The following is a 14,766-nucleotide window of genomic DNA, read 5'->3' as shown; positions in this document are numbered from 1 at the left end:
AATAAAGGCTCCACTTGTGGAGCCTTTAGTTTTTATTGTTAAGGATGTCTTTAAGCTAGATAACCAGCTGATGTAAGATACACAGTTGTAAAATAACCTTTAAATTTGAATACTAGAGAAAATAAGGATAATCATGAATCGTCATACAAAAACAGCATTAATAGTGGCACCGTTTCTTATCTTGGGTGGCTACATTGCGTCAGATTTTTATATCGAAAATAAAGCAGATCAAGAAAGAGTATTTAATATGGTGCCATTTGGTCTTTGTGATGTGATCAATGAAAAGTGTGTGTTGAAATCAGGCACATTTGAGGTCAATATTTATGATAAAGCAGGCACTACAACATTAAATTCAACTTTTCCGCTCGATAGTGCAACATTTTTTTTAGTTGATAGTAACAACCAAGCCAGTGCTTACCCTTTAGGCATGATTGATAGTGCATATTACTGGCAGAGCCCAACACCTTTACGCAATACTATTAGTAACAAGGGTGATAAGCAAAAATTACGCATTATTGCTAACATCAAAGGTGGCCAATATATTGCGGAGTTTTATACTCAAACATTAAATTAGCGTTGAACTTTAAGTTTAATGACATCTCTGAATAAATCCATATAATCAGATGATTAATATCAGTTATAGAGAAATGTTATGTTTCCAAATTGGCAATTAGCAGGCTTAAGTTTTGCTTATATAGGTTTGCTGTTTTTTATTGCCTATATTGGAGATAAATACCGTCATAAATTATTACGCAAAAGCCAGGCGATAATTTATGCATTAACCCTAGGCGTTTACTGTACGTCGTGGAGTTTTTTAGGCACTACTGGACAAGCGTCGAGTAATTTCATTTCACATTTACCAATATATTTAGGGCCTATACTACTCTTTATATTCGCTTGGCCTTTCATTCAACGCATCATTAGCGTTAGTTTAAAATTAAATCTGACTTCGATCGCTGATTTATTAGCCGCTCGCTTTGGTAAATCACATAACTTAGCCATTTTAGTGACCATAGTCGCGTTAGTGGGCACCATGCCTTATATCGCGCTGCAATTAAAAGCCATTGTTTATACTTTTCAACAGCTGCAAGCAGAGCAGAGTTTAGCTAATTGGCATTTTGGTTTAATCGTTAGTTTAGTCTTAGCCGGCTTTACCATAGTATTTGGTGTGCGTAATATCGATGTGACTGAACGTCATCCGGGTGTCATGCTCGCGATAGCCTTTGAATCTTTAGTAAAGCTGTTTGCCTTCGCTGCCGTTGGTATTTTTGTTACCTACGTGCTCTTTGATTCGCCCATGGAAATTTGGCGTCGATCGTCAACTGTCCTGAATCTTGAACAACAACTGAACTTTCCCAATATTATGTCAATGTTCGCTATGCTAGTGATCACTATGGCGGCATTTTTATCATTACCACGGCAATTTCAAGTCATGGTGGTTGAACTTAAAGATGAAAAAGATACTTGGCTTAGTCGTCGAATTTTTCCACTTTACTTATTAATATTTGCAATTTTTGCGGTGCCGTTAGGGCTAGCAGGACAGTTATTATTGGGCGATAGTGTTCCCTCTGATGCTTACGTATTATTTCTACCTTGGTATCAGCAACAACCTTGGTTAACCTTGTTAACCTTTTTGGGCGCAATATCTGCTGCCAGTTCTATGGTAATCATTTCTTCTATTGCTTTGAGTACTATGCTCAGTAATGAAATTGTTTTTCCGTGGTTATATCGAGCAAATAAACACCATGAAACAGATTATGATAATTTCCGTTTACGATTATTAACTATTCGTAAAATATTAATTTTATTTGTTATTTTATTAGGCTATGGCGTGTTTTTGATGACCTCGCCAGATACCTTAAGTTCTTTAGGTGAAATAGCCTTTGGTGCTTTTGCCCAATTAACGCCCGCATTAGTCGCCGCTTTTTATTGGCGTAGAGCCACTTTAACTGCGGTTTATGGCGGAATCGTGATTGGTTTTGGTGCTTGGTTAACACTCAACTTTCTGCCACAGTTTGGTCTTTATCCAAACCCCTTTGAAGGAGGCTTTCTACCGGCTAATTCGATGGCAAGTCTGTTGTCATTATCAGCTAACATCATTGCCATGTGGTTACTTTCTCATGTCAGTCGTCAAAGTGTGCAAGAGCGCATGCAAGTATCCTTATTTATGGAATACAAAGCGCCAAAAGTTTTACAGTTACAACGTAATAAACAAATAAATTATCAAGAACTTGAGCTATTACTTTCACGCTTTGTGGGTGAAGAGAAATCTAGCGCTAGTTTTATACAATTTCAGTGTTCAACAGACAAAACACAAATGAGCAATGTGGCGTATAACCAAAAATTATTACAGCACACTGAAAATACTTTGGCGAGTGTTATGGGAGCATCGTCTGCCCGTTTAGTCTTATCGTCGGCGTTAGATGGTCGTGATATTGCTTTAGACGAAGTCGCAGTATTAGTGGAAGAAGCGTCGAGCCAACGACAACAATATAGCCAAGATTTATTACAAAGTGCGATCGAAAATGCCAGTGAAGGGATTTCCATTGTTGATAGTGAGCTAAACCTTGTGGCCTGGAACAAAAAGTATGTTGATTTATTTAACTACCCCAGTGAACTGGTTTTTCAAGGTAGCCCCGTCAGTGATTTAATTCGCTTTAACATACTGCGAGGTTTATGCGGTGTCGGTAAGGTTGATGAGCAAGTCAGTAAACGCCTAATGCATTTACGCAATGGCAGTCCACATAGCTCTGAACGAGAAGATAGTGACGGTAGGGTTATACGCATTGAAGGTAATCCGCTACCGGGTGGTGGCTTTGTTATGCTCTTTTCTGATATTACCGTCTATCGTCAAGCCGAGAGAGGTTTAATTGAAGCCAATGTGGATTTAGAAACGCGGGTGCTTGAGCGAACACAAAAATTAGAGCAAACCAACGATGCTTTAGCTTTAGCCCGTGAAAAAGCGGAGCAATCGCATATTAAAAAAAGCTTATATTTAAAAGCTTGTAGTCATGACTTAATGCAGCCATTAGAAGCGGCGCGGCTATTTACCTCAGCTTTAGCTAGCCAAGGCAATTTAACGGCAACACAACAACGACAGGTAGACAATATTGACCACTCTTTAAAAGTAGCCAATGACCTAGTGGCAGATCTGGCAGAAATTTCCCGGATTGAAAGTGGTAACATAAAACTCAATATTAGCTCTTTTTCATTGAAGTCTTTATTTGATGATCTTGCCAAAGAGTTTTCTGCCAGTGCCTTGGAACATGAAGTGGAGTTTCGAGTACGCTGTAATTCAATGTGGTTACGCTCAGATCGAAGTTTATTACGCCGAATATTGCAAAATTTAATTGGTAACGCCTTTCGTTATGCCAGTCCAGGTAAGATATTGTTAGGAGCACGAGCGAAAGGAGATATTATTGATATACAAGTGCTGGATAATGGCCCAGGTATTCCTGAAGAAAAACAAACCATGGTCTTTGAGCAATTTACCCAGTTAGATAATCAGCAGAATTCATCAGCAGGTGGTTTAGGCTTAGGGCTAAACATTACCCAAAGCTTAGCTAAATTATTGGGTCACCCTTTAGCGCTGAGTTCGCAAGTGAATATGGGTTGTAAGTTTACCGTTGGGGTTGAACGCACTCGAGCACAACGAGAATCAGTAGTCGCAAAACCTGTGGTTAATTTAGGTTTAAGCGATGTTACGGTGATGTGTATCGATAATGACCCTGATGTCTTAGGTGGTATGATTGAGCTATTATCAGTATGGGGTTGCAATGTATTGGCCGCGGATTCATATCATCAAGCACTGTCAATTTTTGATGAGCACAAAAACGATATCGAAATACTGTTAGTTGACTATCAACTCGACGCTGACTTTAACGGTATCGCGTTAATTACAGAGCTAAGAAAGTTGAGTCGACACTACGTGCCTGCGGTGTTAATTACCGCCACCACAGATAGTAACCTAGAGGAAAAAGCCCTAGTAGCAGATATTGGTTTTATGCGTAAATTGATAAAACCTGCCGCGCTTAGAGCGATGATGAGTTCGATGTTAACGAAAAAAATGCAAGAAAAGTATTGGCAATAATGACTCTTGATAACCTTACTTATTTTCAACTTTCGTGATTCAATTTTCGTGATTCAACTTTAATGATTCAATTTTCGTGCTTAAAGTTCAGGTAACTACACATTAACAGTCTTGTAATTGCACGTCAGAAATATCAAGTTGAGCAATAACGATAACCGCTTGTGTACGGTTACGCACATCAAGTTTACGAAATATTGCCGTGGCATGCGCTTTGATGGTCGCCTCTGAGACATTTAAATCATAGGCAATTTGTTTATTAAGCATGCCTTGGGCGAACATCATTAAAATTCTATATTGTTGTTGAGTCAAGCTAGCAACACGCTCTGCAATATTGTTATTGTCTTGCATCGGTGACGACTCACTGTACGCATCGGGTGTCCAAACATTACCTAATAAGACTTGTTGAATAGCATTATAAATATCTTCAACGGGGGTAGACTTTGGAATAAAGCCTGAAGCGCCATAGCCCATAGATTTATGTATGGTTTCGTGGTCTTCATGAGCCGATACTACTACAACCGGTATTTGTGGAAAATGATTACGTACATGTATCAAGGTATTAAAGCCATGAGCACCGGGAATATGCAAATCTAGTAATAGCAGATCACTGTCGGTATTGTCGCGCAGTTGCTGTTCTAGCTCTGCTATAGTTTGTGCTTCCAACCAATGTGTTTGGGTGAGTTTTAATTTTAATGTACCTAATAATGCTTGTCTAAATAATGGATGATCGTCAGCTATTATAATTTTTTCTGGCTGAATCATATGGTTATTTCCTTTATAAAATTTATAGGATGCCGAGCTTATTTTAGGTTGTTTACAATGGGTTGTTCATTAGACTTTAGTCTAGCAAACATTTTGCAGATCTGGTCGGGTTTTATCCAAAATAATCAAATAGTGCTAAAATCGAGTAAATTACAGTAGCAAATAAAAAAGAAAAGCGACTTGTAGCGCACTAAAATAACGCGCTACAGCAGCACTTACGACTTTTCTGGAATATTGGCTAATACGGCTAACAATAACTGCCAATAGCGCTCAACAGTCGCTATTTGTACTTTTTCATCCGGTGAGTGAGGGAATTTGATCGTTGGACCAAATGACACCATATCCCAATGCGGATAAGCTGTTTTGAATAAGCCACATTCAAGACCGGCATGAATAACCATAATTTCAGGTACTTTATTAAACAGTGTTTGATAAGTGTTACGCACAGTTTGCATTAATGCTGAGCTAGTATCAGGTTTCCAACCAGGGTAAGCACCAGAAAATTTAATACTTGCGCCAGCGAGATCAAACACAGATTGCACCATAGTTTGTGCGGCTAAGCGCCCGTCGTCATGTAAGCTACGGATCAAAGTCATGGCGACAAATTTATTACCTTTGCTGCGCATAACACCTAAGTTTAATGAGGTTTCAACAATGCCTTCAATGTCATCGCTCATCCGTAACACACCATTAGGGCAAGCGTTAAGTGCACGTAAGATAGTATTTTGGCTGGCTTGCGTCCAACATTCATCAAAGGTTTCAGGCGAAATCAATAACATCTCGATATGGGTTTCGATAGCACCTAGCGATTGGCGCACTGTTGCTAAATACTCAGCTAGCTTGGCTTTTAACGGCTCAATTTTATTACGGCTAATAACAAAACTAGCATCGGCTTCGCGCGGAATAGCATTGCGTAAACTGCCGCCATTTAATTCCGTTAAACGCAAACCTAAGGTGTTACTAGCGTCGAGTAAAAAACGCACCAATACTTGGTTAGCGTTGGCTCGACCGGTATGAATATCGACACCCGAGTGCCCACCTTTAAGACCCGAAATTGACAAGTTAAATGATTCAACATCTGCAGGCGCACTTTCATTACTAATAGCGAAAGTAGCTTCACCATCAATGCCGCCAGCGCAACCCATGTACACTTCACCTTCTTGCTCTGAATCAGTATTGATTAACAAGTCGCCGTCTAACCAACCGGCTTTAAGACCAAAAGCCCCCGTCATGCCTGCTTCTTCATCAATGGTGACTAAAACTTCTAGCGGGCCGTGCACAATATCGTCACTGGCCAGGACCGCTAACGCAGATGATAAGCCAATACCGTTATCTGCACCTAGTGTTGTACCTTCAGCGGTTACCCAGTCGCCATCAGCTTCGGTAATTATGTATGGCTTGATAGGGTCGATACGAAAATCATGATCAGTAGTCGCATTTTTCTGTGGCACCATATCCATATGAGCTTGTAAAATAACACCCTTTTTATTTTCCATCCCTGCCGTGGCGGGTTTTTTAATAATGAGGTTGCCAATGGCGTCTTCTTTAACACTTAGCCCGAGTTCAGTTGCCCAGCTTTGGATCCACAGCGATATTTTTTGCTCGTGTTTTGATGGGTGTGGAATGCTACAAATTTTATCAAAAACTTGCCATAACTTGCTTGGTTCTAGTTGTGCTAACGTGCTCAATAGCCTTCCTTAAATTTTTACTTACTAACGAAAATAAATCGCTTGATGTTTTGTGCAGCAATGGCCTATTTATCAGCCATTAAAAATTGCCATTGCTCATTAAAATCGTTACTGGGTTTCTTGCTAAAGTCCGAGCGAACATATTGATTAATTTTACCTTCAGCATAAGCCATTAAAATGTTGGCTAAAGCCTGCTCTGAAATGGTGAAACCTTTACCTTCTCGTAGCTTTCGCTCTCGTAAAACTTGCTTAAATTGTGACTCAAGCTTTTCAAAAAATTGATTCACACGAGCCCGTAGACGCTCATTCTCCCCCATTAACGCATCACCAGCAAGAATACGGCACATACCGGGATTACGCTCAGCAAAAATAAGTAATACATGCAAAATATGATGGCAACGAATCAAGGCTTCTTTATGGTCGGTTAATATCAGGTTTACCCGAGAAAAAATAGATTCTTCAATAAATTCTATTAGGCCTTCAAACATCCGTGCTTTCGATGGAAAATGACGATAAAGCGCTGCTTCAGAAACACCGACTTCGGCGGCAAGTTTTGCCGTTGTGATCCGCTGCCCTGCGCTGGTTTCTAGCATATGCGCAAGACATTCTAAAATTTGTTGTTTACGATTAGGTTTTTGAGTTGCCGACATAAAACTGATTCTCTATTGTTATTATATTTTCAACAGTCAGACCAAACGGATGAATAAATTATACCGATGGGTTTACTACTAAAAGATTAGCGTGATTGTATAGCGTTATTTAGCTGATGTTCAAGCTTGAAGTTCAAGCCTGAAATTAGCCGCCCGACCTAGTTATTAATCGAGAACCTTGCCATGTTTGGTGAATATGTTGGACTAATTGTTTGGCAAGCTCATTTTTGCTCATTAAAGGTAAAACTTTTTTATCGCTAGCGGTAAATACCGTTAACGCATTATTGTCACTGTTAAAGCCTTGACCTGCAGCCGCGACGTTATTGGCGGCGATCATATCAAGATTTTTACGGGCTAATTTATCACGAGCATAATGCTCTACATTTTGCGTTTCAGCGGCGAAACCAACCGTAAAAGGCTTATGCGCTAATGCAGCAACATCAGCGACAATATCAGGGTTTTTGATCAAATTTAGTTGCATGGTATCTTGAGATTTTTTAATTTTTTCACTGGCAATATGATCAATACGATAGTCAGCCACAGCAGCACAAGCGACAAAAACATCAGCATCAGGCGCAAGTGCTATAGCCTGTTGATGCATCTCTGTGGCACTCGTTACCGCTATTTTTTGGCAACCTTGTGGTGTTGTTAAGCTAACAGGCCCTGAGATGATGGTGACCTCTGCGCCAAGGCTTTGCGCTGCATTGGCAATAGCAAAACCCATTTTTCCTGAGCTGTGGTTGGAAATATAACGCACAGGGTCAATAGCTTCGCGTGTCGGCCCAGCGGTAATTAACCATTTCTGGCCAGTTAAAGGTTTTGGCTCATTTAAGTCAGTATCATGGTTATTCATTTTTGCGATGGCTTGGCAAGTTAATTCGACTAACTCAGGCACGTCTAACATGCGGCCTAAGCCGACATCACCGCAGGCTTGTTCGCCAGCACCTGGACCAAATAGGCGGTAGTGCCATGACATTAAGGTATTAATATTTTTTTGTGTTGCTGGGTTATGCCACATTTGTTGGTTCATTGCCGGTGCAATAGCAACTGGCGCTGCGGTCGCTAAACAAAGCGTGGTTAGCAAATCATTTGCCAATCCGGCGGCAATTTTAGCAATAAGGTCGGCTGTAGCGGGTGCAATTAAAATAAAATCAGCCCATTTTGCTAGCTCGATATGGCCCATAGCCAACTCAGCTTGCGTATCTAATAAACTACTTGATACCGCATTGGCGGAAACTGCTTGTAAGGTTAATGGCGTAATAAAGGCTTGAGCGCCCTCTGTCATCACGACACGAATATCAGCACCTTGGTCTTTTAATCGGCGCACTAGCTCTGGCGTTTTGTAGGCGGCAATGCCACCACTGATACCCAATAGGATTTTTTTACCCTGAAGAATCTGCATAAACTGCTAATCTTAATAACGACAATGGGCAATAAGATAGCATTATCGCACTTTTATTCAAATCACTTTGCAAGGATGCACTTATGTTAAAAGACTGGCCAGACCGTGAAAAACCACGAGAGAAGTTATTACACTTTGGCGCGAAAAGCTTAAGTGATGCCGAACTGTTGGCAATATTCTTGCGCACAGGTGTTCAAGGTTGCCATGTAGTTGACCTTGCACGAAATTTATTAAAAAGTTTTGGCAGTATTTCGAAAATATATCAAGCGGGATTAGATGACTTTTGCCAGCATCATGGTTTAGGTGTTGCAAAATATGTCCAGTTACAAGCATGTTTAGAAATGTCGACACGCTATTTAGCGGAACAGATGCAAATGGGGCAATCGTTAACGTCTTCACTGAGCACGCAAAACTTTTTAAAAGCAGAACTGCGCCATGAAACCCGAGAAGTATTCGCGGTGCTCTTTTTAAATACTCAGCATCAAGTGATAAAGTTTGAGCGGCTATTTCACGGCACCATTAATGCTGCTGCAGTATACCCACGCATTGTGGTTGAGACCGCACTAAAATATCAAGCGGGAGCGGTTATTCTTGCGCACAATCACCCGTCGGGTATTGCTGAGCCAAGTATGGCCGATAATCAAATTACCAGTCGACTAGAACAAGCACTGGCGTTAATTGATATCAAAGTACTTGATCATATCATTGTGGCGGGTTGTCATTGTTATTCGTATGCTGAACATGGCCGAATGATTGAATGATGTGTGAGTATTTCAGCAAGCTGTTTTGAGTGCCAAAGAATACATGGCATGACAAGTAAAAGATTGCAAAGCAGCGGCCGTCGTTTTCGCCTTAGCAGATTGGCCTTGAGTAAAACAGCAATCGCACAACTACAAGCATTGGCGCTTAATACTCAACTTAATACCCAAATAGCCATGTCAGCTATTATTGACATTTTAACTAATGCACTGGCTAAAAAAGATCAAAAAGAATGATCACGTAAATAGTTAGCGGTTAAAATAGACTAAAAATGTGCTATTAACATTCAATTCGGCTGATAATGACTCATGAAACACTAAAGTCACATCAATTATTCAACTTAAACCTTTGAATTATATAATATTTCAAAACTATTCACTTTAAAGTTGATTAATACTGGCATTCATTTTTCACTTTCACTATAATATGCCACCTTTTTCAGGATCCCGAGGCGACGGTCTTGGGGAAATACAGCACGACCTGAAATTAATTTTGGAGTACTCATATGTCTAAAGTTTGCCAAGTAACAGGCAAAAAGCCAATGGTTGGAAACAACCGTTCGCACGCAAGAAACGCGACTCGTCGTCGTTTTTTACCTAACCTTCAAACTCACCGTTTTTGGGTTGAGAGTGAAAATAGTTTCGTTAAATTACGCTTAACTCCGAAAGGAATGCGTATTATCGATAAAAACGGTATTGATGCAGTATTAACTGATATCCGTGCCCGTGGCGAAAAAGTTTAAGGAATTGCAATGCGCGATAAAATTCGTTTAGTTTCTAGTGCTGGCACTGGCCATTTTTACACTACTGACAAAAACAAAAAAACTATGCCTGAAAAGATGGAAATCAAAAAGTTTGATCCTCGCATCCGTCAGCATGTTATGTATAAAGAAGCTAAAATCAAGTAATTGATACGGCTTATTTAAAAACCCGGTTTATACCGGGTTTTTTATTGCCTATAGAAAATGACTCCGTTAACTTGCACCGCAAACCTACGCCTTAACCTTATGCCTATTTTACCCTCTGAAAATTGGCTTTAGTCCTATCTGATATGCCAGTTACTCACCACTAAACTGCGTTACTAAACTAAGCTACTAAACTAAGCTACTAAACAGCTGACATGAAAATGCGTCAAGTCGATCTTAAGGTCCACAACAGCTGAGTTAATTGAATTGGAAGCACTGACAATAGCTAGCAAGTGGTTGTTATTGTATGCGCTTAATAACTATGATCATAACCATTAAGCTTTGAAAACTAGTTGGTTGGGCAATGTTGCTTAAGCTAGGGTATGGAGCAAAAAAAAAGAACAACTACTTAATAGCGTTGCTCTTTTTTTTGCATGATATAAATATCTTAGCCGTTACAACTGCTGCGCTATCCAGTCCATAGTTAACTCTTCAAGCAGTGCCATGGGTAAGCTACCATTTTTCAGCATTTGGTCATGAAAAGCTCTAATATCGAACTTATCGCCTAAGGCTTGTTCCGCTTTCGCCCGCAATTGACGAATTTTGATTTCACCAATTTTGTATGACAAGGCTTGCGCTGGCCAAGTAATATAGCGGTCAATCTGGCCAATAACATCAGCCATGCTTAAAGCGGTATTCTTGGCTAAATAATCGATCGCTTGTTGACGGGTCCAACCTTTAGCATGAATGCCAGTATCGACCACTAAGCGACAAGCACGCCATGCTTCATAGGTTAAGCGACCAAAGTCACTGTATGGGTTTTGATAAAAGCCCATTTCCTTACCTAAACGTTCAGAATATAGCCCCCAACCTTCGCCATAGGCGGCGTGGTATAAAGTTTTACGAAACTCAGCCATATCAACTTCTTGCGCAATAGCACTTTGAAAGTGATGACCGGGCTCTGCCTCATGGAAGGTTAATGCCTCTAAAGTATATAAAGGTTGGCTGTTTAAATTTTTAGTCTCTAAAAAGTAGGTGCCTGATGTGGTACCACTGCCATCGGAGGCAACATAATAGGCACCACCGTTTGGACTAGATTTAATGTCAAAAGTTGATCTAGGTAATACCGAAAACCATTTCGGTAATTGTGCGGCCATTTTACGGGTGATATAGCTGGCTTTTTCCAGCATGTCCATCGCACTATCGGTGTAAAATTGCTGGTCGTTACGCAAAAACGCAATAAAATCTTTAAATTCACCCTTAAAGTCCACAGCTTTAATAATTTGCTGCATCTCTGTACGTATGCGACTGACTTCATCTAGACCTATTTGATGAATTTCATCAGCCGATAAATCCGTGGTCGTGTAATACTCGATTAAGTATTGGTAGTATGCTTCGCCGCCCTCAACACTGCTAATACCAGCAGTGGTCCGACAGTGGGTCATATATTCTTTGGTGAAAAAGTCATAAAAAGCTTGGTACTCGGGTAAAACTGTCTCTTTAATCAAGGTTTTTACTTGCTGGCGATACTGCGCTTGCTCTGTTGATGAAATGACTGCTGGCATATTCAGCATAGGCGCATAAAAAACACTGTTTTGTACATCAGCGACTAAATGCTTACTGATTGATTTTTCATAGCCTTTAAAGCTTTCACAGTAATGGGTATGACCTAAAGCAATGGCTTGTTTTAAATCAACTATATGTGCTTGGTTATAACGTGGATAATCCGCGAGACTGATTAAATAATTACTATAGTCTTGTTCGGTTAAAAATGACATGTTGGCTGGAGCGCCGGCAAAGTAACTATGAAAGCCTGAATAATAAGTTAACGGATAAAGGTGATCTTGAAATTGATAACTTTTTGCTTCCGCTTCGCGTTCATATTTAAATAAACGATAGCTGATCTGATCAGCACCTGAGAGTTTATTAACATCAATATCGTCAATACGCGTTAGCAATTCATTATTGTATTTTGACCGACGTTCGCGGCCATTTGCTGAAATTTCAGGTAACTTACCCTTCATGCGAAAGGCATCGGGGTCTTTTCGAAAAAACACTTGTTCTTGATTTGCCCTTTGCCAATGCTCATTGAGTAACTGTTGAAACTGTTCACTGCTTTGGTTGGCAAACGTGCTGGTTGCGCTGAATAAGCCACAGAGTAATAATACTCCAGCACTTAATGGTTTTAGTTTCATACGAAGCCTTAATTTTGGGGTGATATTATTGTTATTAATGTAACGCTATATTCTAATGAGCTCAATTTTTTTGTATGATGAAGATAATAGGCAGTACTGAGGGGCATGATGATCAGATTATCAAAAACTGGCTGGAATAATGTCATTATCATTATGGTAATGGGCTTTATTTTATTGATTAACGCCACGAATAAAAAAATTCACTCGCCAGATGAAAATACTGAGGTCACTAGCGATCAAGAGATTGCTTTAGTCGGATCGCAAAATATTATTTTAACGCTCGATATAAGTAATGTGCTCACTATTGAGCGGATAGGCCGCACTTGGCGGGCAGCTCCGGCTAATATCTCCGGCCAAGCATTAGCACAAATGATGATGTCTTGGCAGCAAAGTAGCGGTCAGGCAATGGCCCAAGCCCCGATAGTTGATCGACAATTTTCGCTGGATGTTAAGCTCGACATTGCCGGCCAACCACTGCCATTGCAGTTAAGTTTTTATGCCACTGAGCAGCAATTATTGAGCTTTAATCAAATATCAGAACAGTGGCTTGTTATGCCAATAGCTATGTATGGGCAATTGTTTCCAGCAGAAATTTTTGCTAACTAGCCTTAGTTTATTCACTTTAACCTTTAACCAATGTAGCAGAGGCAGTAGATTTTATGAAAAAATGCGCAATTTTATCCATGGACAGTTTGGAAAATTTTGAGGCTTATGATTGTTTGATTGATCAGCCAATGCTGGCTTTAGGCTGGCAAACCGAAGTGATTTCCTGGCATGATAGCAGCGTAAATTGGTCAGACTATACCGCGGTTATTATTCGTAGCCCATGGGATTACCAAGATGACATGGAAAGTTTTCTCAAGGTACTGTCAGCTATTGATCAATCAAGCGCCCGGTTAGAAAACAGCTTGAAGGTGGTGCAGTGGAATATTAATAAAAGCTACTTAAAAAGCTTAGCCGCTGAACAAGTGACTATTGTACCGACCTTATGGCCACAGGCTTTTGACCCTGACAATATGGCGGGATATTTCAGCCATTTTGCTACCGAGCAAATAGTCTTAAAACCGCGAGTCAGTGCCAATGCTGATAATACATTTTGGCTTACAAAAGACACTTATCAAGATAAAGTCGCTGAGTTAAGTCAAGCGTTTGCAAAGCGAGAGTTGATGGTGCAGCCTTTTATGGCTGCTATTTGCCAAGAAGGTGAATTTTCGTTGTTTTATTTTAACGGCCAGTACAGTCACACCATATTAAAAACCCCCGCCCAAGGTGACTTTCGAGTTCAAGAAGAGCATGGTGGTGGCTTATTATCGGTGATGCCTGAACCATCCTTATTGGTAGCAGCAAACAATACAATGCGAGCTATCAGCAAGCTACATGGTGAACTACTCTACGCGCGCATTGACTTTGTTCGCTATCAAAACACCTTTGCCTTAATGGAAGCCGAGTTAATTGAGCCTTCGCTTTATTTTAATATGGACGATGCCTCAGCACTGCGCTTTGCCAACGCTTTTGATACTCGCATGACAGCGTTCACGGCTAAAACATAGGATATAAATAGCAAAGCAATAAAAAAGAGGCCAAAGCCTCTTTTTTAGTTACCGGATGAACGGTCAGTTTTTTATGCCAGACAAAAACTCAGTCACTACATCCATGTCGGCACGGATTAACTTACTTTAAGGTTAATAAGTGATTTACTAGCTTGATATAATCTTGTTCAAAATTGTTTCTATCTAAGCCGGCTGGATCAACACGGTATTTACCATTAACAATCACAGTAGGTACTGCGGTTAAAGCACCTTTATTAGCAAAATAGTCTTGCTGTTTCTTCATCGCATTGGCTTTGCTAACCACACTAAAGCTTTTCATTAACTTATCGAATTTTTCACCATCAGCACCGTTTAGTACGAAAACGTTTCGGATATCTTTTTCTGAAGTAAATACCGCTTTTTGGATATGGATGTAATTAAACAGTGCGCCAATAACTTTCTTCTCTAAACCCATTTGGTGGGCAACAACAACGGCTTTACTTAGCATTTGTTGTACTTTAGGTGACGCAGCACGCAAGAAATCTACATGGTTCATTTCAAAGTCAGCATCTGCGGGTATAGACGTTTTTAACGTCGCCATAAAGGGTTCAAATTTAAAACAATGTCCGCAATAAAAAGAGAAAAATTCACGTACTTCAGATTTCGCCGAAACGTCTTCGTTCACTTTAGTGTAATGCTCACCTTCAGTATAATCTGCTGCAAATGAGAGTACGGGTAATAACATTAAAGCGAATAAGCTCACTAACTTCTTCATAAAATTAAAATT

General features: G+C 40.1%; 14 protein-coding genes. 8 read left to right on the top strand and 6 right to left on the bottom strand.

What is annotated here, in order from left to right:
- The first annotated feature begins 133 nt into the window (after positions 1-133).
- On the top strand, positions 134-574 hold the full coding sequence (locus H4J65_RS05260; RefSeq protein WP_182137115.1) for a hypothetical protein: 441 nt from the start codon (positions 134-136) through the stop codon (positions 572-574).
- Positions 575-652: 78 nt separating this feature from the next.
- Positions 653-4,090 (top strand): PAS-domain containing protein, encoded by a 3,438-nt coding sequence (locus H4J65_RS05255; RefSeq protein ID WP_182196401.1) that lies wholly within the window; start codon positions 653-655, stop codon positions 4,088-4,090.
- 102 nt (positions 4,091-4,192) lie between these two features.
- On the opposite strand, the gene H4J65_RS05250 is transcribed toward H4J65_RS05255, so the two are convergent.
- The 4 genes from H4J65_RS05250 to coaBC form a co-directional block, all read right to left on the bottom strand.
- Positions 4,193-4,852: a response regulator transcription factor gene (locus H4J65_RS05250; protein ID WP_182186530.1), complete on the bottom strand. Its 660-nt coding sequence runs from the start codon at positions 4,850-4,852 to the stop codon at positions 4,193-4,195.
- 215 nt (positions 4,853-5,067) lie between these two features.
- Positions 5,068-6,540 (bottom strand): aminoacyl-histidine dipeptidase, encoded by a 1,473-nt coding sequence (locus tag H4J65_RS05245; protein ID WP_182196379.1) that lies wholly within the window; start codon positions 6,538-6,540, stop codon positions 5,068-5,070.
- A gap of 65 nt (positions 6,541-6,605) precedes the next feature.
- Positions 6,606-7,190 (bottom strand): nucleoid occlusion factor SlmA, encoded by a 585-nt coding sequence (gene slmA, locus H4J65_RS05240; protein ID WP_182186534.1) that lies wholly within the window; start codon positions 7,188-7,190, stop codon positions 6,606-6,608.
- A 145-nt stretch (positions 7,191-7,335) separates the two neighbouring features.
- Positions 7,336-8,592, bottom strand: coding sequence for a bifunctional phosphopantothenoylcysteine decarboxylase/phosphopantothenate--cysteine ligase CoaBC (gene coaBC / locus H4J65_RS05235; RefSeq protein ID WP_182196374.1), 1,257 nt, complete (start codon positions 8,590-8,592; stop codon positions 7,336-7,338).
- Between the two features lie 83 nt (positions 8,593-8,675).
- On the opposite strand from coaBC, the gene radC reads away from it, so the two are divergent.
- From radC to rpmG, 4 genes are all read left to right on the top strand, one after another.
- A complete protein-coding gene (gene radC, locus H4J65_RS05230) occupies positions 8,676-9,353 on the top strand; it encodes a DNA repair protein RadC (RefSeq protein ID WP_182137109.1) in 678 nt (225 codons plus the stop codon).
- Between the two features lie 48 nt (positions 9,354-9,401).
- Positions 9,402-9,587: a hypothetical protein gene (locus H4J65_RS05225; RefSeq protein WP_182196369.1), complete on the top strand. Its 186-nt coding sequence runs from the start codon at positions 9,402-9,404 to the stop codon at positions 9,585-9,587.
- Positions 9,588-9,856: 269 nt separating this feature from the next.
- Positions 9,857-10,093: a 50S ribosomal protein L28 gene (gene rpmB / locus H4J65_RS05220; RefSeq protein WP_146877856.1), complete on the top strand. Its 237-nt coding sequence runs from the start codon at positions 9,857-9,859 to the stop codon at positions 10,091-10,093.
- Positions 10,094-10,102: 9 nt separating this feature from the next.
- A complete protein-coding gene (gene rpmG, locus H4J65_RS05215; protein ID WP_070375415.1) occupies positions 10,103-10,258 on the top strand; it encodes a 50S ribosomal protein L33 in 156 nt (51 codons plus the stop codon).
- A 452-nt stretch (positions 10,259-10,710) separates the two neighbouring features.
- On the opposite strand, the gene H4J65_RS05210 is transcribed toward rpmG, so the two are convergent.
- Positions 10,711-12,450: a DUF885 family protein gene (locus H4J65_RS05210; RefSeq protein WP_182196364.1), complete on the bottom strand. Its 1,740-nt coding sequence runs from the start codon at positions 12,448-12,450 to the stop codon at positions 10,711-10,713.
- Positions 12,451-12,555: 105 nt separating this feature from the next.
- Between H4J65_RS05210 and H4J65_RS05205 the strand changes: the two genes are divergently transcribed.
- Positions 12,556-13,056 carry a hypothetical protein gene (locus H4J65_RS05205; RefSeq protein ID WP_182150458.1) on the top strand — a complete coding sequence of 167 codons (501 nt, stop codon included), beginning with the start codon at positions 12,556-12,558 and terminating at the stop codon, positions 13,054-13,056.
- Positions 13,057-13,109: 53 nt separating this feature from the next.
- A complete protein-coding gene (locus H4J65_RS05200) occupies positions 13,110-14,000 on the top strand; it encodes a RimK family alpha-L-glutamate ligase (RefSeq protein ID WP_182196361.1) in 891 nt (296 codons plus the stop codon).
- A 121-nt stretch (positions 14,001-14,121) separates the two neighbouring features.
- On the opposite strand, the gene H4J65_RS05195 is transcribed toward H4J65_RS05200, so the two are convergent.
- Positions 14,122-14,754, bottom strand: coding sequence for a thiol:disulfide interchange protein DsbA/DsbL (locus H4J65_RS05195; protein WP_182196358.1), 633 nt, complete (start codon positions 14,752-14,754; stop codon positions 14,122-14,124).
- Positions 14,755-14,766 lie beyond the last annotated feature (12 nt).

The sequence above is a fragment of the Colwellia sp. MB02u-9 genome (assembly GCF_014077085.1).
Classification (GTDB): Bacteria; Pseudomonadota; Gammaproteobacteria; order Enterobacterales; family Alteromonadaceae; genus Cognaticolwellia.
The sequence above is the reverse complement of the archived record's forward strand: the minus strand, read 5'-3'. Positions and strand labels throughout refer to the sequence as shown.